At 71.1% G+C, this 21,633-nt stretch carries 20 protein-coding genes and 1 pseudogene; 6 read left to right on the top strand and 15 right to left on the bottom strand.

Going from position 1 to position 21,633, the window contains the following annotated elements; translation table 11 throughout:
• The 4 genes from ACZ4D5_RS42565 to ACZ4D5_RS42550 all read right to left on the bottom strand — a co-directional run bounded on the left by ACZ4D5_RS42565 (position 1) and on the right by ACZ4D5_RS42550 (position 1,937).
• Positions 1–402, bottom strand: coding sequence for a hypothetical protein (locus ACZ4D5_RS42565; RefSeq protein WP_467777909.1), 402 nt, complete (start codon positions 400–402; stop codon positions 1–3).
• Between the two features lie 127 nt (positions 403–529).
• Positions 530–1,171: a pentapeptide repeat-containing protein gene (locus ACZ4D5_RS42560; RefSeq protein WP_467777908.1), complete on the bottom strand. Its 642-nt coding sequence runs from the start codon at positions 1,169–1,171 to the stop codon at positions 530–532.
• Positions 1,095–1,601 (bottom strand): pentapeptide repeat-containing protein, encoded by a 507-nt coding sequence (locus ACZ4D5_RS42555; RefSeq protein WP_467777920.1) that lies wholly within the window; start codon positions 1,599–1,601, stop codon positions 1,095–1,097. Before ACZ4D5_RS42555 ends, ACZ4D5_RS42560 begins: the two co-directional genes overlap by 77 nt.
• Before the next feature lie 129 nt (positions 1,602–1,730).
• Positions 1,731–1,937, bottom strand: coding sequence for a hypothetical protein (locus ACZ4D5_RS42550; RefSeq protein WP_467777907.1), 207 nt, complete (start codon positions 1,935–1,937; stop codon positions 1,731–1,733).
• Positions 1,938–2,058: 121 nt separating this feature from the next.
• Here ACZ4D5_RS42550 and ACZ4D5_RS42545 point away from each other — a divergent pair, with 121 nt between their 5' ends.
• A complete protein-coding gene (locus ACZ4D5_RS42545) occupies positions 2,059–2,475 on the top strand; it encodes a DUF4760 domain-containing protein (protein ID WP_467777906.1) in 417 nt (138 codons plus the stop codon).
• Between the two features lie 616 nt (positions 2,476–3,091).
• Here ACZ4D5_RS42545 and ACZ4D5_RS42540 read toward each other — a convergent pair.
• The 4 genes from ACZ4D5_RS42540 to ACZ4D5_RS42525 all read right to left on the bottom strand — a co-directional run bounded on the left by ACZ4D5_RS42540 (position 3,092) and on the right by ACZ4D5_RS42525 (position 7,024).
• Positions 3,092–3,919 carry a hypothetical protein gene (locus ACZ4D5_RS42540; protein WP_467777905.1) on the bottom strand — a complete coding sequence of 276 codons (828 nt, stop codon included), beginning with the start codon at positions 3,917–3,919 and terminating at the stop codon, positions 3,092–3,094.
• 278 nt (positions 3,920–4,197) lie between these two features.
• Entirely contained in the window at positions 4,198–4,737 is a 540-nt protein-coding gene (locus tag ACZ4D5_RS42535) for a hypothetical protein (protein WP_467777904.1), read from the bottom strand.
• Between the two features lie 31 nt (positions 4,738–4,768).
• Positions 4,769–6,169 carry an eCIS core domain-containing protein gene (locus ACZ4D5_RS42530; RefSeq protein ID WP_467777903.1) on the bottom strand — a complete coding sequence of 467 codons (1,401 nt, stop codon included), beginning with the start codon at positions 6,167–6,169 and terminating at the stop codon, positions 4,769–4,771.
• A gap of 321 nt (positions 6,170–6,490) precedes the next feature.
• The gene (locus tag ACZ4D5_RS42525; RefSeq protein ID WP_467777902.1) at positions 6,491–7,024 is read right to left on the bottom strand and encodes a hypothetical protein; all 534 of its coding nucleotides are present in this window, start codon (positions 7,022–7,024) and stop codon (positions 6,491–6,493) included.
• 331 nt (positions 7,025–7,355) lie between these two features.
• Here ACZ4D5_RS42525 and ACZ4D5_RS42520 point away from each other — a divergent pair, with 331 nt between their 5' ends.
• Positions 7,356–8,759: an amidohydrolase family protein gene (locus tag ACZ4D5_RS42520; protein WP_467777901.1), complete on the top strand. Its 1,404-nt coding sequence runs from the start codon at positions 7,356–7,358 to the stop codon at positions 8,757–8,759.
• A 31-nt stretch (positions 8,760–8,790) separates the two neighbouring features.
• On the opposite strand, the gene ACZ4D5_RS42515 is transcribed toward ACZ4D5_RS42520, so the two are convergent.
• The 5 genes and pseudogenes from ACZ4D5_RS42515 to ACZ4D5_RS42495 form a co-directional block, all read right to left on the bottom strand.
• Positions 8,791–10,062 carry an aromatic ring-hydroxylating oxygenase subunit alpha gene (locus ACZ4D5_RS42515; RefSeq protein ID WP_467777900.1) on the bottom strand — a complete coding sequence of 424 codons (1,272 nt, stop codon included), beginning with the start codon at positions 10,060–10,062 and terminating at the stop codon, positions 8,791–8,793.
• A 326-nt stretch (positions 10,063–10,388) separates the two neighbouring features.
• Positions 10,389–11,010 (bottom strand): annotated as a pseudogene (locus ACZ4D5_RS42510) (3-keto-5-aminohexanoate cleavage protein).
• Positions 11,011–11,168: 158 nt separating this feature from the next.
• Entirely contained in the window at positions 11,169–11,732 is a 564-nt protein-coding gene (locus tag ACZ4D5_RS42505; RefSeq protein ID WP_467777899.1) for a DinB family protein, read from the bottom strand.
• Between the two features lie 105 nt (positions 11,733–11,837).
• The gene (locus ACZ4D5_RS42500; RefSeq protein WP_467777898.1) at positions 11,838–12,497 is read right to left on the bottom strand and encodes a DUF4232 domain-containing protein; all 660 of its coding nucleotides are present in this window, start codon (positions 12,495–12,497) and stop codon (positions 11,838–11,840) included.
• Positions 12,498–12,989: 492 nt separating this feature from the next.
• A complete protein-coding gene (locus ACZ4D5_RS42495; RefSeq protein ID WP_467777897.1) occupies positions 12,990–13,556 on the bottom strand; it encodes a TetR/AcrR family transcriptional regulator in 567 nt (188 codons plus the stop codon).
• A gap of 115 nt (positions 13,557–13,671) precedes the next feature.
• Between ACZ4D5_RS42495 and ACZ4D5_RS42490 the strand changes: the two genes are divergently transcribed.
• From ACZ4D5_RS42490 to ACZ4D5_RS42475, 4 genes are all read left to right on the top strand, one after another.
• Positions 13,672–14,121, top strand: coding sequence for a DUF6463 family protein (locus ACZ4D5_RS42490; protein WP_467777896.1), 450 nt, complete (start codon positions 13,672–13,674; stop codon positions 14,119–14,121).
• 50 nt (positions 14,122–14,171) lie between these two features.
• Positions 14,172–14,600 carry a DUF3995 domain-containing protein gene (locus ACZ4D5_RS42485; RefSeq protein ID WP_467777919.1) on the top strand — a complete coding sequence of 143 codons (429 nt, stop codon included), beginning with the start codon at positions 14,172–14,174 and terminating at the stop codon, positions 14,598–14,600.
• 144 nt (positions 14,601–14,744) lie between these two features.
• On the top strand, positions 14,745–15,971 hold the full coding sequence (locus tag ACZ4D5_RS42480; protein WP_467777895.1) for an ATP-binding protein: 1,227 nt from the start codon (positions 14,745–14,747) through the stop codon (positions 15,969–15,971).
• 369 nt (positions 15,972–16,340) lie between these two features.
• Entirely contained in the window at positions 16,341–16,517 is a 177-nt protein-coding gene (locus ACZ4D5_RS42475) for a hypothetical protein (protein ID WP_467777894.1), read from the top strand.
• A 158-nt stretch (positions 16,518–16,675) separates the two neighbouring features.
• On the opposite strand, the gene ACZ4D5_RS42470 is transcribed toward ACZ4D5_RS42475, so the two are convergent.
• Entirely contained in the window at positions 16,676–18,103 is a 1,428-nt protein-coding gene (locus tag ACZ4D5_RS42470) for a lanthionine synthetase C family protein (protein WP_467777893.1), read from the bottom strand.
• Entirely contained in the window at positions 18,100–21,603 is a 3,504-nt protein-coding gene (locus ACZ4D5_RS42465; RefSeq protein WP_467777892.1) for a lantibiotic dehydratase, read from the bottom strand. The genes ACZ4D5_RS42470 and ACZ4D5_RS42465 overlap by 4 nt, the downstream gene beginning before the upstream one ends.
• Positions 21,604–21,633 lie beyond the last annotated feature (30 nt).

Raw genomic sequence — 21,633 nt, 5'->3', positions numbered from 1 at the left:
TCAGGAGGCCGGGTCCCCGCCCGGCGGGATGAAGGCGTCGGCGCCATCAGCATCCTCGACATGCCCCTGGGCATCGACCGTGATGGCGGTCGCCCGTCCCTGCGACGTGATGAGCCACGCCAACACCTGTTCCGTCAGCGGCGTTCCCCCTGGGCCCTCATCTTTCCAGTGCACCCGCCACCCTCCACCAGGCACCGCGGCCACGACCTGGTCGGCTCGCTCCAGATGGGAAAAGTCCTCGTAGTCCGTCACCGGACGCAGGGCACCACGCTTGGGATCAACGACCAGAGCCGACCCGGTCGCCTGGTCCCAGCCCTCTACACGCACCATGCGGCCGATCTCGGTGTCGGTGCCGTGGAAGATCGCGGTCCAGCCGGTCTGATTGAAGTAGCGAAGAGACACCGCCCCATCATCTCGAACAACAACGCCAGCGCTTCACAGGGCTCCTTGCTCTGCACGTTCATCCGTACGCGGCTCTGCACATAGTCGAGTACGCCGACACCGTGTTCCCCGGAACGCAGCACTGGTGTCATCTGAGGGCACCGGTCAGGTCGGCACCGGCCACCTCGGCGTCTTCCAGATTCGCGCCACGCAAATCGGCATTGGTCAAGTCGGCGCCGGCCAGGTTCGTGCCGGAGAGCCTCGCCCGAGTCAGGTCGGCGTCACGCATGGGCGCACCGGCCAGCCACGCCCCCGTCAAGTCCGCCTCTTTCAGACGGATGCCACGCAGATCTCCGCCCAGCGCTGAACCGGACAGGTTCGCCCCGACGAGATTCGCTCCGGCGAGATTGCAGTCGCCGAAGTTCACGCCGGACAGGTCCGAGCCCCGCATCCCCACACCAGCCAGGTACGCACCGCGCAGGTCAGCACCGCGCAGATCGGCGTCCGAAAGGTAGATCTTGCCGGTGTCGCTGCGGCGGTCGCGGCGGCCGATCACCCCAAGGGCAGCCTGCAGGTCTTCCCGGAGCCGCACCCTCTGCCCGGACGTCTGCTCGTATGCCTCTCCCATCTCCGGGTGAGCGTCCTCGTCACGGGAATGCTCACGGACGAACGCGGCAAGAACCGCCATCACCGCGCCGTGATCGCGTGGCGAGTCACGAGCGATGCGCTCCAGCGCGTAGATGCCACCGAGCCGAACCTCCAGACTTGCAGAGCCCAACTGCTCGACCACCCACCTGGCTCCCGGCCCGAAGGCCCACAAGACCAACCCCGCCGCCACCACACCGGGCACGAGCCATATCCACCTCTGCCTCGTGCCAGGTTGCCTGTCCGCCATAACGGCGCAGCATAAGGACGAAGCAGGTCCACGTAGCGGGTCCAGGTTGCTGTGACGGCGCACGGGGACCCAGCTCGCGTTGGCCCACGGTCTGGCACCGGCGCCTTCGCCGTTCCCGACCTTCCTGAAGTCGAGAACCGGGACACCACTCACACCACGGGGGCCGTCTGCGGTGGGGGTGGCGCATGTGGGTCGTGTCGGTCCGGCCGGGCACGGCAGTCCGCGAGTTGCCGAGCGACGCGTCATCGAGCCGGGCCTGCGCCAGATTGGCATGACTCGGGTCAGCGAAGTTCAGGATGGCGCCGCTCAGATCAACGCCCCGCATGCCGGAGCGGCAGAGGTCGCCCACGTCAAGAACACCCGAGAAGGACGCGGTACGGCTTCGAGTTCGAAACGGCCATTGGACAGACGGACACACCTCCCACCGTGGCCAGCACGGTCTGGCGCACCGCGTTCAACGCATCTGCCTGCTCCTTGCCGTGAAGGCCACGGACCGTGTCCCCTCGCGAGTACCGATTTCCCCGCCGACCTGGTCACCGCGGAGCGGCAGCAGGACGCCGCCGAACGTGCCGCGCCGGCCCGCGCCCTGCAGCCCCGGCAACACCCCGAGCAGATCGAGCGGATGTACGCGCTGCAGAACATCGAACTGCGGCTCCCGCATCCATCGCGAAACGATTCCTCAACTCACCTCAATCGCCGGCCATGGAACGTTCGGACCCCTGCTCGGTCGGTCTGGCATCCGCATTGCGAGTTCGGTTACCGCATACCGTCAGCTCGCTCTCATGAGGGGCGCAAACATCCTGCCCTTAGTCCTGGAAAGCTTCGGCGAGACGAGAACCGAGGAGTGGACTCTCTGCCGGGAGTACATAAACGAGCATCTCGCGCGGGAGCACGATCCGCGTGACGGGATTGCCGGTCTCCCGGAGCCGGTCAAGCACCGAGTTCGCAAGGTCGCGTTCTTCTTCGACGACCTCGGCAAACTTGTCGCGCACCGTGTCGTCGACGAGGATCTGATCCTCGGCGCGTACGGTGGCTCGGTCCTGTCGATGTGGCGGACTATCGCCCCCTACATCGCCGCCCAGCGGGAGATCGACGGTGCCGGGTTCGCGGTCTACTTCGAAGATCTCGCAAGACGCGCACACACCCGAACCGGCACCCAAATCTACACGCGCATCGGCCTGCGGCCGTTCCCGGACTAGGCGTGGGCGGTAGGTCCTTACCGGGTCAGGCCGAGGATCAGCGCCACGCTCCCCCAGTCACGTAGCACGGTTCACTTCGTGCGGCCGGTGGCGGACCAGACAGCCCTCGCGTGGGCACCGCGGATCCGCCTCGCCCGCTGACCGCTGGCACACGACGGGGCGGACCGTGCGGACCTGCGGTGCGGGCCCTACTGCCCGAAACAGGAAGGCGTGCTGCCCCGGTTGGAGATCACGCGGGAGACGGTGAGCGAGATCCTCTCCTCGGGGGGGCTCGGTGACCGATCCGGGGGTTAGTGAGGACGGGGCGTCGGAAGCGGAGAGCGGGCCGACGGCGGGGCCTGGATCGACGGGCTCGCCGGTGGGGGGTGCGACCGGTGCCGACGTGGTCGGCGGAGCTGGATGCAGGGGTGTTGCCATCCGCGTACCAGGACATCGTGGAGCTTCTCGTGGACTCGGTGCGTCCGATGCGAGCCCACCATCCGTGTTCCGCGTTGGGGTTGTCGACCGACAAGAGCAGGGCGCGCTCGTACCCCGATCCCTCACCCCTCCACCGACAAGCCCGAATGCCGCACCGCGTCCGGTGTATGGGCCTCCTGGTCCTGGCCTGAGGGGACAGTCAGGCCACCATGGTCCACGTGCCGGGCGCTCCGGTGACCTTGCACAGGTAAAGATCGGCGTTCGCGTCGAGCACGAGCTCCCCCGACTCGTGGAACCCGTCGGCAGGAGGGCCGGTGAACGGCGCACGGCCCAGTTGCAGGGCCGCACGCGCCCCGGACGCGTAGAGCCCTGTGCCCTTGCCCCCGAACGCCAGCACCGCATTCCCGCTGCTCGTGTCGGAGGAGTTCTCGGCCAGCACCGCCGCGGCAGAACCAGATGCGGTGGCGGCCTGTATGGCGCAGCCCGCGACGCTGTAGGCGTTCAAGGCCTCTCGGTCCCGGCTGAAGGCCAGCACCCCCATACCCTGCAGGCCCACCCCGACCGTGCCCACTCCTCGCTCGCTGTAGCCGTACACGCCGTGACCCGCGGGGCTTTCTCCCAGCACACCCGCCGCGCGGTTCGGGGGCACCGCGAAGCCGTGCACCGCGTAGCTGCGGTAGGCATACGCGCGTACCCCGGGCTGGTCCACGCCTACCCCCGTGACTCCCCCGGCGTTGCCGGTGACGTAGAGGGCCCCGTTCGCGCCGCCGCCGTCCAAGTGCGTCGTGTCCGTGGCCGAATTGCTGCGGCCGGCGATGACGGCCTGACCGCTGGCTCGTACGGCCGCGGCGCCGGATGCGTTGTCCGGCTGCGGGGGCACCTGGGGTCGGGTGCGCTGCTCCAACTCCGCCAGCAGCTCCATGGCCTGCTCGCGCAGGGCCGTGAGTCGTTCCGCGTACTCCTCTTCCTGCGCCGCACGCATCTGGGCGTGCGGGTCACCGGCGTCCTTGCTCGTGTGCGTCGCCATGTCGGTTGCCACCTCACAGACAGGACCAGTGTGTCGGAGCTCCGGAGGCTACGAGATGACGGGGATGGCCGCTTCCGGGGAATCCCGAGACTTCAGGTCGCTCGCCTCGGGGCCGTTCGGGCACGGCCGTATCGCCGCCGGGTGCCCAGGCATCTCGCAGCCCTTCCGTCCTCCCTACCGCCCAGGCAGCACGGCGCGGACGCTTGCGATCCGCATGACCCGCACGAGCCGCACGAGCCGCACGAGCAGGAGCCCGGTGCTGTGGCCCCCGGTTCGCCTCATTCGTATGCGGCGGTGCTCCACTGCGTTCCCGGGCTGATGCGGGAGAGCCAGGAGGTGTCCTTGAGGCGCAGTGTCAGGGTTGCTGTGGGAGCGAAGGCCCGGGCGATGGGTCCTTCGCCGCGCCAGAGTTCCTGCCATCGTTCGATGAAGCCGGCCTGCCAGGCATCCGGAGTGGACTCGGGGGTGAGCCCGTCTCGGCGGAGCTCGTCCTTGATGAACTGCTGGGCAGCTTCGTCGTCGTACGGGAAATTGCGCTCCTCGCCGACCGTCACGGAGTCGATGGCCGCCGCTGCCCGGCCATCGCCCAGGCCCTCGTCCCCGCCCTGGTCCCGGTCCCGGTTCTGGTCCTGGTCCTGGTCCTGGGCCTGGTCCCAGGGTGCGGTCACGCCGTCTGCGGCCTCGGTCAGGAGCCGGTAGGCGAACGACAGGGACGTGGGCAGCGCGCCCGCGTCCGGGTGGACGGCACGCACTCGCAGGTTCAGGGCGGGAGGTTGCTCGGACAGTCCGGTGACCCGGACGCTCCACAGCGCAGACATGTACGGCTCCTTTCGCTGCTCCGTTTCCCCCTCAGATGGTGATCATGCCGGTGGCCAGGGCATTGCTGAGCAGTCTGAGGGGCGCCTGGGGGATGCGGTCGGCGACCGGAACGGCGCCACCGGCTTGTGCCGTGCGGGGGAAACGGGTGGTGCGATTGGCCACGAACGGCATCTCCGTGAACGCCGTGAGGACGGATCCTTCGGGGCCATAGGCCGAGTATTTGTCGGTGTAGTACTCGAAGGCCGCCTTCTGGGAACCACCCAGCGACTGGATGAAGGCGAGGTCTTCGTTGGTCCAGTTGTATCCGGGAACAAAACTCTGCAGTTGCTGCGCGGTGAGACCGATGGCCGGGACGGCGACACCCGTGTCCGTCGGCTGCGGATCCTGGAAGGTGAAGGCGGTGCCGTTGTGGTGCATGGTCCACGTGCCCTGGGTGGTGTCGTACGTGTAGTGGAAGACGCTCAGGCGGGTCGGGAAGTGCGGGGCGGCCAGCTGCTGGCGCACCGATCCGGTGGGCGCGGTGCCGTAGTCCACCTCGACGCCGTAGAACACCTGGTGCGGTGTCTGGCCGTTGATCGCCTGATTGGCGTTGGCGGCCGCGGCGACGTGCTGCTTGAGCAGCGCTTCGAATTGTGCGTGGTACTGGGAGTTGTCCCGTTTGGACGAGGGAACCAGGTTGTCGGCGCTCCCCGGCCCGCCGGCTTCCTCATTCACGAGGTGGAAACGGATCCACCAGTTCGTCAGGCCGAGGGCGCGGATGTAGTCGTATCCGGCCGGGTCGGCGAAGGGCTGGGTGCCCGTCCCGCCGGCGGTGCGCATCATCGCGGCCACCACCCGGTTGCCCTGCGCGGGCTCCGTGACCGCCCGGAACCCGAGGGCCGGCTGGCTGTTGGGGTCCAGCGCGCGCTGGACCGCTACGCCGTCCTGCGCCGCCGCTTCGGATGGCGTGGTGGCGGCTTCGCCGTGTTTCGTGTCCGGCGTGCCGTTCAGGGCCCGGGTCGCGTTGGCCTCGGCCTCGCGCTCGTAGCGGTCCGAGGGGTCGGAGACCTTGAGACCGGAGCCGTTGTCCGTTCCCGCGACGGGTCCCTGCCGTTGCTGGATCACGTGCGTGAGTTCGTGGGCGAGGGTGTGCTTGTCCCCGCCGCCCTCACCGATCACCACGTGGTTGCCCGAGGTGTAGGCGCGGGCTCCGACCTCGGCCGCGGATGTCTTCGCCGCGGCATCGGTGTGAAGACGTACGTCGGAGAAGTCCGCCCCCAGACGTGTCTCCATGTCACTGCGGGTGGCGTCGTCCATGGGGCGGCCCGGCGTACGCAGCACCTCATGGACCAAGCGCTGTACGTGGGTCGGCTGTTGGGTCTGTCGGTGACCGTGGTCGGCGGGGTGCGGGTGCTGTTCCTGGGCCCAGGGGTGGCCGGCTCGGCGGAGCATCTGCACGACCGCGGTGTTGCCCGTGCCGGCCGGCAGACCGAACAGAGCACTGGACCGCGGCGGCGGAGCGGAGGCGGGGGTGCGCGCCGGTACACGGTCACTGCCGGCCCCGATGGATCTGGCCTTCTCCTGGTCGTACACAAGCCCTCTTCTGACGCGAGATCAACAACCCTCTCTGAATACGCCGTGAAGAGCCGTCGGCACCAGGCCCAAGGGGGCAGGATCAACTGACCGAACGGGCAACGGGCAACGCGCCACGGACCAGAGCGGCAAGCTGTCCGACTGGGAGAGCAATGCACCGGGTGATCGGCGGCGGCGTCGTCACCTGACGGTCTGGTCCCCGTCGGGCACGTCCTCGACCGTGACGGTGCTCCGGGAAAGACCGAGTCCCAGCGACACCTCGCGGGCGATCCCGTCCAGGTCCTGGCCCGACGGGACGGGCACCTGCTCTCCCTCGCCGTAACTTTCGATCGCCTTCACGAAGTAGCTCGGGTTCCAGGCGCCCACGGCGCCTCTGACCTCGACAGCGGCCACGGAGCGGCCGCCGACGCGTTTCCCCAGCGCGGCCAGGATCTCGTCGGAGCGCAGTTCGCCCGGCACTTGGAACAGGCTGGCGTGAGCACCGACCAGGCCGCCGTCCCGCAGCCGCGCGGTCACCGTGAGGCAACTGGTCACGCTCGGATACGTGATGACGCCGCCCGGCGACACCTCCTTGACCTGACCTTCCGTGATCGTCGCCCGGTCGGGCACCGCCGGATCGCTCACCGCGCCCGGCCTCGCGCCGACGGGTTCCTGGGCCTGGGCCACGGCGCCGAGGCCGAGTTGCAGCGCCAGCAGCGCCGGAGACAGGACCACGGCACACACCGCGGCGCGCCTGCCCCTCCGCCCTGCCGTCGCAACGGCTCGACGCGCGGGGTGGGGAGGCTGGTGCGGTGTCACGGGTTCTTCTCCTGAAGTACGACTGGGCACGACTGTGCCCGACTGGGCCGATCGCACACTCCATGGTGGTGCGCGATCGGCTGGATGTTCGATCACCTTACTCAGGGGGTGAGGGCGTCCCCGACTGCGGTCACAGCGGCGAACGGCACCGAACAGCGCCGATGTTTCGTATCGCGGAACTTCACTTTTGAATTGTGGGCTGGATCTCGCCTGTCGAGGGCGTGGCGTCCAGCGGTATAACGCCGCAATGACTCTGCCGAATCCCTTCCGCCTCAACCGTCGCAGTCTCCTCGCCGGGGCCGGTGGTCTCTCCCTGGCCGCTGTCTCCAAAGCCGCCGGTCCGGCGGCCGCCGTGGCCGAGCGGCCCGGGCAGGCCACTCTGCTCCGGGGCGCCGCACTCGTCCTGACCATGGACTCCCGCGTCGGCGACGGGGAGTTGGGTCTCCTCGAAGGCGCCGACGTGCTGTTGCAGCACGGCAGGATCGCCGACGTCGGCCGGGGGTTGGAGGCACCGCGGGGCGCCCGGGTGCGGGACGTGTCGGGGCAGTTCGTGCTGCCGGGGTTCGTGGACATCCACAATCACCTGTGGCAGTCCAGCATCAGGGGCGGCTGCTCGGACCAGGACGTGGCCGGCTGGCTGAAGGCGTGCAACCGCCCGACGCTGCCGAAGATCGATCCCGCGGACATGTACGCCTTCGTGCACCTGTCCGCCCTCGATGCCCTCCAGGCGGGCGTGACCACGCTGGTCGACTGGGTGCACGCGATCCCGTACGCGACGAGCGAGCGCTATGTGCAGGCGCTGGACGACGCGGGGCTGCGTTTCGTCTACGCCATGGCCGCCTTCGCGGGCGCGGAGGATCAGGTCCGCACGGTCAAGGAAAGACTCCTGGATCCGCTGCCGCTGGCCTCCGCCCAGATCGCGGTGCACGCGCGCAGGGCGGGCATCGCCTCGCTGCGCGCTTCCTGGAAGCAGGCCCAGGAGTTGGGGCTGATGCTCAACTCGCATGTGCTGGAGCACCGTACCGACCGCGACGACGAGCAGATCCGGGCCCTGCGCGAGATCGGCGCCTTCGGCCCCGGCCTGCTGATGAACCACGCCATCCACCTGAGCCGCGAGGAGATCGCGCTCCTGGGTGACCACGACGTACGGGTGGCGCACTGTCCGCTGAGCAACATGCGCCTGGCCTCAGGCGTCATGCCCCTGCCGAAACTGCACAAGGCCGGGGTGAAGGCGGGTCTGGGCCACGACGGCGGGACGAACGACACCTCCGACATGTTCGCTCTCATGAAGGCCGCCGTGGGCCTGCAGCGAGCCGTGCACGAGGACCCGCGGATCCACCCCACGCTGCCCGCCGTACTGCGCATGGGCACGCTGGGCGGCGCCGAGGCCATCGGCATGGCCGACCAGGTGGGCTCGCTGACCCCCGGCAAACGCGCCGACGTCCTCGTGCTCGACCCGGGCACCTTGAACTTCGCCCCCCGCTTCGACTGGACGAGCCAGATCGTCCTCAACGGCCAGCCGCTCAACATCACCGACGTGTACGTGGACGGCCGACTCCGCAAGACCGGCGGCGAGTTGGTGGGTGTCGACACCGAAGAGGTCGTCCACGCGGCGGAACGGGCCGCGGCCCACCTGGCCGCCGCGCCCTGACCGGCGACCGGCCCGTCCGGACCGCTGCGAGTCATGGCACGCGCGGGCGGTGCACGAGGCGGTCGGCGAGGTAGCGCTGGAACTGCCACAGGGGGCGCTCCAGGTGGGAGAAGCGGCCGCCGGAGGGTCCCGGATCGGTGGCCAGGCCGCGCTGGACGCCCCGGATAGCCACCAGATCCTCGTTCTGAACGGCCTCCAGCTGCCGGCGCGAGGCATCCACATAGGCGTCGAATCCCGGTGTGTCCCGGGCCTGGGCCGGCACGAGCACCGTGAAGTGGGCGTCGTGGGTGGCCGGGCCCGTGGGGGTCCACCGCAGGAACGTCACGCTGTCCGGCAGGAGGGCCATCACCAGGTGGGGGAAGATGCCCGCGATCGTCATCCCGGACCGTTCCCGCTCCCCGAGGTGGGGGATCAAGGTGCCGGTGATCTGGGGCGCGGCTTCTGTCGTCGTCGCGTCTTCCGGCATTGCCGCGTCCTCCCCCGTCCCCGTCCCTGCCCCTGCCCCTGCCCCTGCCCCTGCCCGGGATACGAGGTCCGTGGCGAAGGGGGTGTACATGGTGAACCAGCGTCCCTCGCACGCGTCGACGACGGTGTCCTTGCCCGGCAGGATCGGCTCGAGGGTGCGCGCGTGGCTGCCCATGTGGTGGTAGTTCTCCGAGCCGTTCTCCAGGGCCACCTTCCAGTTCGCGGGCACGCCCTGCCAGCCGGCCGTGTAGGCCACGGCCAGATCCGCCAGCCGGTACGGAGCCAGTTTGACCGTCAGTTCGTCGAGCTGCGGGCCCAGTTCCGGTGCCTCGGGATCGGCGCAGATCATGACCAGCCCGTTCCACACCTCCAGCCGGTATCGGGGCAGCCGGCACGTCGCACGGTCGAAGTCGACCTTGCCCATCAGGGGTGCGCCGGCCAGCTGTCCCGCGTACTCGCCGTTCAGCCGGTACGTCCACGTGTGGTACGGGCAGGTCAGTCGCTTCAGGGACCCGTGCTCGGGTGTGGTCTCCGGGGGAAGTACGTCCATGAACCGGTGACGGCACACCCGGGACAGCGCGTGCAGGGTGCCGTCCTCGTCGCGCGTGATGACCACCGGTTCGCCCAGCACGTCGGTGCGCAGGTAGTCGCCGGGTCGGGCGACCTGGGCCACATGGCCGGCGCACAGCCAGTCGGCGCGGAAGATGTGCTCTCTCTCCTGGAGGTAGAAGTCCTCGCTGCGGTACGCCCGTGCCGGGAGCGTTTCGCCGCGTTCCAGCGGGAGCGCCGCGATACGGGTCAGCTCCTTGAGGAGATCTTCGAGTTCTCGGTGCGGCATGGTGGCACCGCCCTTCTGCAGGTTCCTTCCATCCTTCGCCCGGAGCGGTCGGTGGCGGATCGCCGCGAAGGCCGATCCTCGGGTAGTCCCTTCGGATTACTGGCACGGCATCGCCTTCGGTCACCTGCGCCGGGGCTGGATCGGCGCTGATCACACCGGTCACGGCCGAGGCCGGTTGGCTTCGAACGTTCGCAACGGAGCCTCGCCGCCCACAAGCCGGAGCCGGAGCCCGCAACCCAGGCAGCTCGGCCCCATGTCCGGGTGTCAGTGGTTCCGGCGCCGGTGCCGGTGCCGGTGCCGGTGCCGGTGCCGGTGCCGGTGCCGGTTTACGTACTGTGCAGGAGGTTTCGCGCGGCGTGGACCAAGGCGGCATTGTCCCCGGCCGCAGATCCGTCCGGCAGCACCAGGACGTCTTCGAAGCCGATCCTGGTGTCCAGGCCCAGGCGCGCGGCGGTCCTCAGCACCGGCCAGGCCCCGCCTTCTTCACCGTGCAGCAGCACACGCGTCGTGGAACCTGTACCCAACTCGGCCACCAGGTCCTCAGCCGTGGTGGCGGCCGTGGCGGGGTCGGTGTCGGTGACCTCGGCGAGCACGCGCAGGACCCTGCCCGACACGGGCGAGGCACGGAATCTGCGGGCCGCGTCCGTGCCGGAGCAGATGCCCGCCTCGACGCCGACACCGAGGTCCAGCAGCACGGCGGCCACCGCATCGGCCCCTGTCTCGTGCCAGTTCACCGAGGCGTGGTCGGGCCGCACCTGCCAGGAGCGGATGAGGTCGGCCCGGCTCTGCGGATCGGGCACCGCCCAGGCACCCGTGGTGACTCCGACCTTCACGTGCTTCGGCCGCGGCCACGGCCCGCATGGCCTCAACGGCCAATTCCCTGGCCGTTGTTGGAAGAGCGTGGCATTCGCCGCGGTCACGGGCTCCGTTCAAACACACCTGCAGCATGGAAGGAACTCTGCCAGGCCCCACTGACACGCGGTCGAGTCGTCACCGCCATCACACTGATGCTCTTGCAGGAGGATTGAAGCTTCTGCTCCTGCAGGGGGACTGAAGCTTCGCCATCTTCGAACATGCACGAAGCTCGATCGCCGCTTGCCGGAAAGTCATCTCCGGTGCGGTACGGCTCCGTCCTGCCAGCGGTAGAGGTCGCGCAGCAGGGAAATCTCGGCGCCGTGATGGATCAGCTCCCTGTTGACGTGCAGGACGATGCCCTCCATGGGGCGCCGCTCGGGGCCCACCGCGGGCGGATTGTCCAGGTCAGCGTCCGAGAGCGCGCGGACCCCCGCGTTCCATCTCCCGTACATCTCATCGAGCTGTTTCAGTGCCTCGTCAGCTGTCCCCGCGTACGCGAATGTCTCGGAGTCGACGTCCTGGCCGCCGAAGTGCCATCCGACCCGATAGCCCAGGCACGAGACGATGACGTGTGCCAGCCGCCAGGCAATCGTGGTCACCGGCGCCGGCACCGGGCCGGGGGACGCCAGGTCCATCGTCCACTCCCCCGAACCTTCCGACATCGGTGCGGCCGACGTGCCACGCGGGCGGATGCTCCAACAGCCGCGCACCGGCTCCCAGAAGTACTCCTCATCGGTGAGACCGTGCAGCCGTGGCCGCAGGTTCGTGCGCCAGTGCCAGTCCAACTGCTCCGCGATCCGCTCGCTTCTTGTCATCTCCACCCACTCCATACGACGGGGGTCTGGCCGCGATCGGCCTCGTGTGCCGTTGCGGGCCGGGCCCGGAACAGCCGGTGAAAGGGTGCCTTGCGAGGGCTCGGGTCAGTTCGCCCCGCCCTGGCCGGCGCTGCCCATCGGGCCGACCTTCGCCGGGGAGCCGGAGCCGTCCGTGACGGGCAGCGTGCCGGCGCCCGGCCAATCCAGGGAGATCGACTTCGTCTCGCCGGGCGGGGTCACCACCAGGCCGGTGACGCGGACGCCGGAGCCGCCCGAGTCGTTGACCGGGTAGGTGACACCGAAGGACACCGACTCGCCGTCCTTGAGGACCATCGGGCTGGACTGCCCCGTGCGCTTGGCCGACAGATCCCCTTCGCTGGTCTTCAGGTCGACGCCCGCGTATCCGGACAGGGCGCAGTCCTTGCCGCCGCCGTTCTTGAACGTGACCGCGACCGTGCCCTCGGTGTCGCCGCCGACGGTGGCGTCCTGCGCGGTGACGTCCAGGTCGTCGGTGCGGCACGTGCCGGCCTTGGCATTCGTCCCCGAGCCGGAGCCCGCCTCCGTGCCCTGCCCGCCGGAGTTCTTGCCGGCGGAGTCCTTCCCGCTGTCCTGCTCCGAGCCGCCCGAGCCCGAACCGCCGCCCGTGGACGACGCGGAGGACGCGGCCGGGTCGCCCGCTCCGGTGGCGTCGTCGTCGTTGCAGGCCGTCAACGAGAGACCCGCGGCAACGGCCAGGGCGGCGAAGGTGAGCTTGCGAACGCGCATCGTTTTCTTCCTCAGGATCGGTGGGAGGTGTCGGCCGCCCGCACCGGTCCGGCGTCGGCGTCGGTACGAGCGAGCGTTTCTGACCACCAGGACCGGCCCGGTCCGGCGAACCGTTCCGCCCAACTGCCCCCTAAGACACCCCTGTTACATACCGTGAGCGCACCTCCGCCGGACATGTCCCACCCGCAGCCCGGCCCTGCATCTGACTTCCCCCGCCACTGCCCCCATCCCCCAACGCCCCGTACAGCGCGGGAAATAGGGCTCGAACGGGTGTGCCGCCAACGGTCCGATGTGCGCCGCCGACGGGCCAGGATGGTGGTTCGCGCCGCCGCTCCCGTGCCGGTGCGCGGCCACCGACCGCCGGGACAGACCCGTGACCCGGAAGGCCTTGACCTCAACCGGTGGCATGACCTCCTCCCTCCGGGGCCGCGACGGCTTCATCGGGGGGGGCGGCCGGAGCCGGTTCCTGGCGGTACGGGCCCGGCGTGTCCGTCAGCGTGGCGACTCCAGCAGCCAGCCGTTCGTCAGCGCGTGGATGTCGGCGCGGGTGCGCCCGCCGTGGTCGGCGAAAAGGAACTGGTCGGCGATGTACAGCGAGAAGGTGATCAGGCAGCGTGCCTCGATCTCGTCCCGGTCGGTGCAGAAGGCGCCGAACAGTGAACGCAGGTAGTCCATGTGACGGTTGTCGACGCGTCGGACGCGGGCGGCGACGGCCGGGTCGCGGCGGGCCCAGTCGCGGATGGCGAGGTCGGTGGTGACGTCGGTGTCGAGCCCCTCGCCGGTGTCGACGATCGCGAACAGGCGGCGCAGCCGGTCCTTCGCGTCGCCGCCTTCCTTCTCGACGCGCGCTTCGATCTCGTCGGTGATCTCGCGTTCCCAGCGGTCGAGCATCTCCTCGAGCAGAGCGCGCCGGTCCGCAAAGTATCCGTAGAAGCCGCCCTTGGACACGCCAAGCGCCTTGGCCAGCGCCTCGATCTGGACGGCGTCGGGGCCGCCCGTCGCGAGGGCGCGCAGCCCTTCGTCGATCCATTTGTGACGCGGGGTGCGTGCCACTGCCATGGCTGCTCCGTTCCGTTTCGCTCTGCTCTGTTCCGCCTGGCTCCTCATCTATACGGCATCGTATAGATGAGTGCTAGGCTCCATCTATACGATGCCGTATAGATGAGGGGCAGCCATGACACTCCCGCATGTCGCGCGCACCACCCGCCCGGACAGCAAACTGAGGCTCACGCGTACGGCCGGGTGGATCGCCGTCGCCTTCGGCGTGGTGCACACCGTCGTGGCCCCGCTGGACAAACGCGACGCCTGGTCGGACATCTTCGGGCAAGGGCCGTGGCAGACTCTCTCGTTGGACGTCACCCCCGACAACCTTGCCCATTCCGAGGCCTTTTGGGTCGCGCCGGGCAGCTTCGGGGTGCCGGTGCTGCTGCTCGGCGCCTTCGTGCTGTGGACGGCCAAGCGGGGCGAGCGGGTACCCGCCCCGTTCGGCTGGGCCATGACCGCCTGGGGCGCGGTGCTGGCCGCCCTGTTGCCCGCCTCGCCGGCGTGGGCCCTGCTGCTGGTCGGGGTGCTGCTCGTGCTGGCCGCGCGCCGGTCGGCCGCACCGGGTGGCGAGCAGCGGTGAGGGAGGCGAACGGAGCGGCCTGCGCCTCGGGGCGGGGGCGCTCGCGTGGGATGCGCCCGGTGGCGGGCGTGGTGCTGGCGGCCGCCCTCGCGGGCCTCGGCCTGCTGCACTTCGTCTGGGCCTTCTCCCCCTGGCCGCTCCAGGACGCCCTGACGTTCACCAGGACGATCGGCGGCAGTGACGACGGCCGGATGCCGTCGGCACCGCGCACGATCGCGGTGGGCCTGGCACTGACCTGCGCTGCCCTGCTCACCCTCATGGTGAACGCCTCCCTGCCCGCGATCGGCCCCCGCCGGCTGCTGTCGGCGGGCATGTGCGGGCTGGCGGCCGTGCTCCTCGCCCGCGGCCTGGGCGGCTACCTCATGAACTCCGGGGCCGCCGACGAGTTCCAGCGATGGAACAGCCTGCTGTACTCGCCCTTGTGCGTGGTGCTCGCCGCCCTGAGCGGCACGGTCGCCCTCGCCGCGCGCCGGCGCTGACACCGGACGCTTCCGGCGCCGTTCGTTCGGTCAGTCCGTCGGTCGGTCGACTGGCCGATTGGCCGGTCAGTCGGTTGGCCGACTGGCCGGTCGGCGCCGGGAAATCGGTGGAGGTGCCGGTTCGTGTCCCCGTACCGTCCTCGGATGCGTTCCCTCCCCCTCGACCGTCCGATCCCCCTCCTGTGGCTGTGCGGTCCGCCGGGCGTCGGCAAGACCGCGGTCGGCTGGGAGATGTACTCCCAACTCGCGCGAGGCGGCGGCCACATCGCGTACGTCGACATCGATCAGCTGGGCATCTGCTTCCCCGAGCCCACCTCGGATCCGGGTCGGCACCGGATGAAGGCGCAGAACCTGGGCGGGGTGGTGGCCGGATTCCGGGACGCGGGCGCCCGCCGCGTCATCGTTTCCGGGGTCGTCGACTCCCGACACGAGGTGCCCGACCGCCACCTGCCACATGCCGAACTGACGGTGTGTCGGCTGCGCGCCGACCGCAGTGACCTGCGCGAGCGGTTCCTCGGACGCGATGGGCCGAGCGACGTGGTGGACGCCGTGCTGCGGGAAGCCGACGCCTTGGACGCAAGCGCCTTCGCCGACCTGTGCGTGGACACCAGCGGACTGCCGGTGGAGGAAGTGGTGCGCCGTGTACGGGAACTCACCGGCCCATGGTCCGATGCCACGGCCGGTGTCCGTGTCGGTGCCGGTACCCATGCCCACGCCGACGTTGGTGTCGGTGTCGGTGTGGATCAAGGGCAGCGGCCGACCGGCCCTGCACAGCGCGGCAACCGTCCTGCCGCCGCGGGGGGACACGTCCTGTGGCTGTGCGGGGCCACCGGCGTGGGCAAGTCAGCGGTCGGCTTCGAGGTGTACCAGAAGGTCCTGCGCGCCGGGCACACGGCCGCGTACGTCGACCTCGACCAGCTCGGGTTCCGCCGCCCCGCCCCCGATGACGACCCCAGCGGTCACCGGGTGAAGGCCCGGAACCTTGCCGCGCTGTGGCACACGTATCGCCGAGCGGGGGCCGAGTGCCTGGTCATGACCGGCCCCGTCGAGAACAACGCCGCACTCACGGCGTACGCCGCCGCGCTGCCCGGCGCGGCGGTGACGCTGTGCCGGCTCCATGCCGGGCGTGAGCAGCTCACCCGGCACATCATGTCGCGTGGCCAGGGCCGCAGTTGGCCACAACCGGGTGACCCGCTGCGCGGCCGGTCCGCCGACCACCTGCGCCAGGCCGCCGACATGGCAGTGGCCCAGGCTGACGCCCTGCACCGCGATCAGCTCGGTGATCTGTGCGTCACCACCGACGGGTACACCGCCGCGGAAGCCGCCGACGCAGTCGTCGAGCGGGCCGGATGGACCCGGTGGATCTTCTAGACACGTCTTCCGGGCACGTCGTCTGGAAATACCTACCAGACACACCCCTGGCGCAGCAGCGAACCGGGAGGGTTGCCGTGAGGCCGTGCCGGATTACCAGCGGGCTGGGACGAACTGGCCACGCGGGGCGGCGAGTTGCCGAGTCCGGGGCCGACGGGACGGCTGGGAGGTGCTGCCGGGCCACCATCGAGGGCGGCCGGGGACCGCCTCCCGTTGGCCGGTGGACGAACACAAGGACGGCGTCTCCTTCGCCTCGTGTCACAGCTCCGTCCCGAGCCGGGAAATCAGCTTTCCCACCGGGCTCCCCCGCCACTACCTTGGCGGGGAACACAACATCCGCGACAGACCCGCGAGGAGGTGAAACCAGGAATGATCGAGATTCTCGTCGCCGTCATCACGTCCGGCCCCGCCTATGTCATGGCCTGGTTGGCGCTCCGCGGGCGGCGCGAGCAGACGTCTGCCTGTTCGGCCTGCGAGAGGTGCCCCGAGCGCACCAGCGCCGGGCACGACCGCCGGGGACCGCCGATCTGGATCCTGGCAGCCTAGGGCCGCAGGAGAGCGAAGCAGATCGAGCGAATCGACCGCACAGGGCCCGCACCCGATCCAGGGGTGCGGGCCCTGGTCGCGTCACCGGGGATCGCCTGCCCATCTCGCACCAGCAGGCCAACAGCCTCTCGGCACAAGGGAGGAGGCGAGGCGGCTGCTCAGCACAGCAGGAGGGCGGCCTGCCACGGCAGTTCGCCCAACGGTGCGTCGGGGGCCATCGCGAAGTGCAGGGCCAGCGCGGCGCCCGCCGCTCCGTCCAGGAACCCGGGGCGGTGCACCACGGTCGGGCCGCCGGGGGCCGCGGCGGGCCACAGGTAGGGGTGGGCCGGGTCGGCCGCGGCCGCCAGGGCCTCGGTCAACTCCGGGATCCAGGCGGCCAGTTCCGCTCCCCCGGGCTCGCGGGCCATCAGGGTCACGATCGTGGTGAGCCCGGCCAGGCCGTGGCAGAGCGTGGGGTCCCCCGTGGCGCGGAGCGCACCCGGGCGTGCGCAGGCCGCGGCGACGGCGGTCACCGCCTGGCGGTTCCACTCCGGCTCCTTCAGCGCCAACGCCGCCAGCTGGAGGGCGCGGGCCACGCCGGGCGTGCCGTAGCACCAGCCGGTGCGGGCCTCTGCCAGGGCCGGGCGGGCGCCTGATGCTGCCGCCAGCTCCGCGTCCAGCGGGACGATGTTGGGCCAGCCGGTGCCGTCCGGGCTGCGGCGGGCCAGCAGCCATGTGGCGATGGCGCGGATGGCCTGCTCCTGGCCCGGCACGCGTACACCCGCGCGGTGGGCCAGGGACAGCAGCGCCAAGGGGCCGGGGATGCCGTGTGCCAGACCGGCGTTGAGGTGCCCGCCCGGGATGCCGTCCGGCTCGCCGAGCAGGATCGGGTCCTCGGTCCACCAGCCGGGCACGCTCCTTCCGCCGGGTTCGGTGACCGGGCGGGTGAGCGCGACCAGGTGGGCCAGGACCCGTTCGGTGGTGGCCCGGTGTGCGGGGCCGGCCGCCAGGAGCAGGCGGCCCAGCCCGGAGAGGCCGGCGATGACGTCGTATCCGGCCATCCTCGCCCCGGCCGTGCCGGCTGCCGTGCGGGCGGCGTCCTGGTCGACCAGGCGGTCGGCCAGTGCGGCGACTTGGGCGTCCAGGGTGGTCAGGAGCGCCGCGTATTCGCCGGGTCGGGTGATGGCGGTGCGGGCGGCGAAGGCGACTGCGGGCAGCCCCGCGTACAGGCCCTCCCGCGCCGGCCGGCGCACCCCGGTGACCGCCGTGGACAGGTGGGCGTGCGCGGCCCGGGCGTAGACGGGGTCGGCATAGGCGAGTTCGGTGGGGACGGGGTCGGTGCCGACAGGGTCACTGCCCGCTGGGGCGGGGCCCCTGCGGTCGGTGCCCGCGGGGTCGGTGCCCGCGGGGTCTGTGTGGGCAGGTTTGGCGTGGGCCAGCGCGGCGAACAGGAGGGCCACACCGGCGTGGCCGTCCGCCAGGGACTGGGGGTGCCACAGGGAACGGGTCTCCGCGGATTCGGGGGTCTCGGCCGCCTTCACCTGTGCGGCCAGCGCTGCCGGGTCGGCCAGGCGTTCGGCGAGCTGCGCAATGAGGTGTTCTGTCATGGCCTTTGGGCCCTTTCCCGGTCGAGGTGCGCCTGGATCGCGCCTCGGGCCACCGCCAGGGCCTGCGCCTCGGCCCTGCGGTCGGCTCCCAGGCGGCGGTTGCAGTGCATATGGACCAGGGAGGCCAGCACCGCGCCCGGGGCGACGCTCAGTGCGCCCCGCTCCTGCTGGGCGCGCACCAGACGTCCGAAGCGCTTGAGGGCCGTGTGCTGCTGCGATTCGGCCCGCGGAGCCTGCGGGTCGTCGCCCGAGGGACTGTCCGGGGAGATCTGGGCGAGGGCGGTGCGTCTGCGGGCCGCGAACGCCTTGTGGTGCTGTTCCCGCTTGGGATAGGTGGCGGTGAGCCAGCTCCGCCAGTCGCCGCCGTAGCCCTGGTGGAAGGCGCGGACCAGCGCGGTCACGTCGCAGGCAGTGGACAGGATCCGGTCGCCCGCCGGCGCCGCCAGGCGTTCCAGCACCAGGCGGCTGTCGGCGTGGAAGACCTCCTCCGCCGCGCCGAGCAGCGCCGGACCGCCATAGCGCTCGGTCTCCGGGAGGTAGCTGTCCAGGCGCAGCCCCCGGGCCAGCCCATCGGCGGCCAACTCCCCTGCCATATCGTGGAGTTGGGGCAGCACGACGCCGTTGAGCAGTGCCGGGTCTCCGTGCAGGCGCAGCCGCAGGTGCGGGTCCGGATCCACGTACCGGATGAAGAACCAGCGCGCGACGCCGACCGGTGCGGCGGGCGGCGAGCCCTGTTCGGTCAGGAAGCGGCGCAGTGGGCCGGTCAGGAGTTCGTCCTGGCGCTCGGCGGAGGTGTAGAGCGTCGCGTAGAGCCAGGGGCCGCCGGGTGGGATCTCCGCGGGGCCGCGCCGCACCACCGGGCGCGTGGTGCGTGCGGGGTGCGGGGTGCGTGCGGAGTGCGGGGTGCCTGTGGGGTGCGGAGTACCTGTGGGGTGCAGGGTGTTTTTGGGGTCTGGAGTGTGCGGGGTGCGTGCGGTGTGTTCTGTGCTCTGGGTGCGTGCGGGTGGTGTGGGGGTCTGCTGTGGTCGGCGGGGTGTCAGCGTGACGACGGCTTCTGCCTCGTGGGGGCCGCCGGGCCCGTGCAGCCAGCCGTCTTCGGTGTCCTGACTCAGGGGCAGTTCGTGGACCTCGGCCGCGCCGGTGCGTGCGCACTCGCGGCGCAGGATCTCCCGGTGCGCCGCGACGGCGAGGTTGAGGGGGATGCGGTGGTCGCCGATCGTGAGCTGGACGTGGTCGGGCACCCGCCACAAGACGCGCCACTCCTGCAGAGGCGCTCCGGTCGCCTCGATGCGCCAGCGGGCCGGGCTCAGGAGGGTCCGGCCGGTGCGTACGGCGGGCAGGAACGGCAGGTCCGCCGCCTCGCCCCACTCCCACATCCGCCACTGCCGGCGGCCGAACGCCGCGGCCTCGATGAGGAAGCGCACCGCGTTGGGCGCGGTCCGTTCACGGTTGAGTACGTGGAGGGCGGCGGGGGTCAGTTCACGGCCGAGCGTCTCGGAGACGATCCGGAAGCCCTCGGAGTCGGCGCAGACGGCGATGTCGTCGAGGGTGAGGTCGGTGACGCCCGGGGTGGCGGGCCCGGGGTGGACGCCGACGGTCAGGCGTCCGTCGAGCCAGGTCGGCACCTGGGCGACGTTGGCGTGCCGGTGGTGCGAAGCCTGGTGGTGGACCTGGACCGGCAGGCGTCCGGTGGCCGTCTGCCGTGCGGCGCGCACCGTGTGCCGGATCTCCTGTGCCTGCGCGGGCGGGAAGAGGTGGGCGAAGCGGCCCATCAGGCCACCGGATGCGGTGGCCGCGCCACCGAGTACGAGAGTGAAGTCGCCCCGGTCCACCGCGGCCGCCGACTCGGCCGCGATCTGCACGACCAGTTCGAGGGCGGGCGGGGGCACGGCGTCGGTACCGGTGCCTGTACTGCCTGTGCTGCCTGTGCTGCCCGTGCCGGTGCCGACTGCGGTGGCGGGTTCGTCATGGTCGGCAGACGCCAGTTTGTGCAGCCACTCCTCGTCGAGAACCACCTCGCGCACACCGCGGGCCTGTGCCTCGGCGGCGAGCTGCAGCAGGAGTCGCCGGCGCACGGGTGTGAGGGGGGCGGGTCCTGGGTCGGGGCGGTGGCTGGGCGGCAGCCGGTATCCGGCCGGGGCGCCGAGGCCGATGTCGGGGTCCAGGACCTCCTTGACCGGTACGTAGCGCCCCAGGCCGTAGCGTTCCACGAAGTCCTGGTGATACGCCGTCAGCCGACCCGGTCCCGGGGGCGACAGGCGCCAGAGCACGGCGGCGGCGCGCTCCAGCTCGTCGGCCACCGAACGCGAGAGCACGACGGTGCCTTCCAGGCGCAGGTCCACCTGGACGGTGTGTGCTGGGGCGGCGGCGGGGCGTGCCGCGGTGGAGGGGCCTGGGGTGGAGGCAGGGGCTGGAGTGGAGGCACGGGCTGGGGTGGAAGCGGGGGCCGAGGATGTGGGGAGGGCTGAGGCGGGGGCGGAGACCGGGGATGTGGCGGGGTTGGAGGCCGGGTCAGGGTCCGTGTTCGCGTACTCAAGTGCCGTGCGCCAGGCCGCTGTTCCCTCCCCCAGCGGGGTGCCGCGGTAGTCGGCCAGCGCCTCGCGCAGTCCGGCGATCCACCGGGCTGCGGGCGTGGCGGCCGGGAGCCGAGCCTGCAGGTGGGCCAGCGGGTCGGGGGTGTCCAGCGGCGGGCGCAGCTCCGTCAGCAGCACTTCCGCGCCGATCAGTTGGGCCACCAGAGACGCCACGGCACCCTTGGGCGCCGTGGGGAACCGTGCTTCGACCTCCCGCACCAGGTCGCCGCAGTGGACGGGGCGGGTGGCGGCCTCGATCACGGCGCGCACCACCGGGGTGCAGCGCAGCGTCCGGGAACGGGGACGGCTTCCTGGCGCCTCGGTCGGCGGGACGCCTGAGGCGGGGGCGGCGGGGGTAGCGGGGGTGGCGGGGGTGGCGGGGGTGGCGGGGGTGGCGGGGGTGGCGGGGGTGGCGGGGGTGGCGGGGGCAGGGTCCGGTCCGGCCGGGGCGAACGGCAGGACCAGGCGGCCGCCGCGTACGAAGCACAGGCCGTTCACCACCACGCTCAACTCCCGGTGCACGGCCGGGTCGCGCTCCCACTGGGCGATCCGCCCGGCCAGCCACCCGGCATCGGGCCGTGCCGTCCGGTGCCCCACGCCGGTCAGTTCGCCCTTGGTGGCCTCGCCGAAGGAGCCCCACAACACGCCCGCGAGCAGCCCGAAGGGGGTGGGTCTCGAAGCGGCCCTGAGCAGATACCGGGTCACGGCGCGGTGCGCCTTGCGCAGATCGGAGGCCGCCACGGGCGCGTCCGCCAGGACGGCGTCGAGAGTGCGGGTGAGCGAAGGGCTGGAGACCTCCAACGCCTCCCGGAACGTCGCGTCGGCGAGCAGTTCCACGAGGTGGGCACGTAGTTCCCCGGGCTCCTCTCCGGTCTCGTTCCGCCAGGTCGCGCGGACCTGTGGCCGGGCCAGCAGCGGCGTCCTCAACAGCACTCCGTCCGCGCAGCGAAACACCGG

Source organism: Streptomyces sp. NPDC025651, assembly GCF_055558735.1.
The sequence above is the reverse complement of the archived record's forward strand: the minus strand, read 5'-3'. Positions and strand labels throughout refer to the sequence as shown.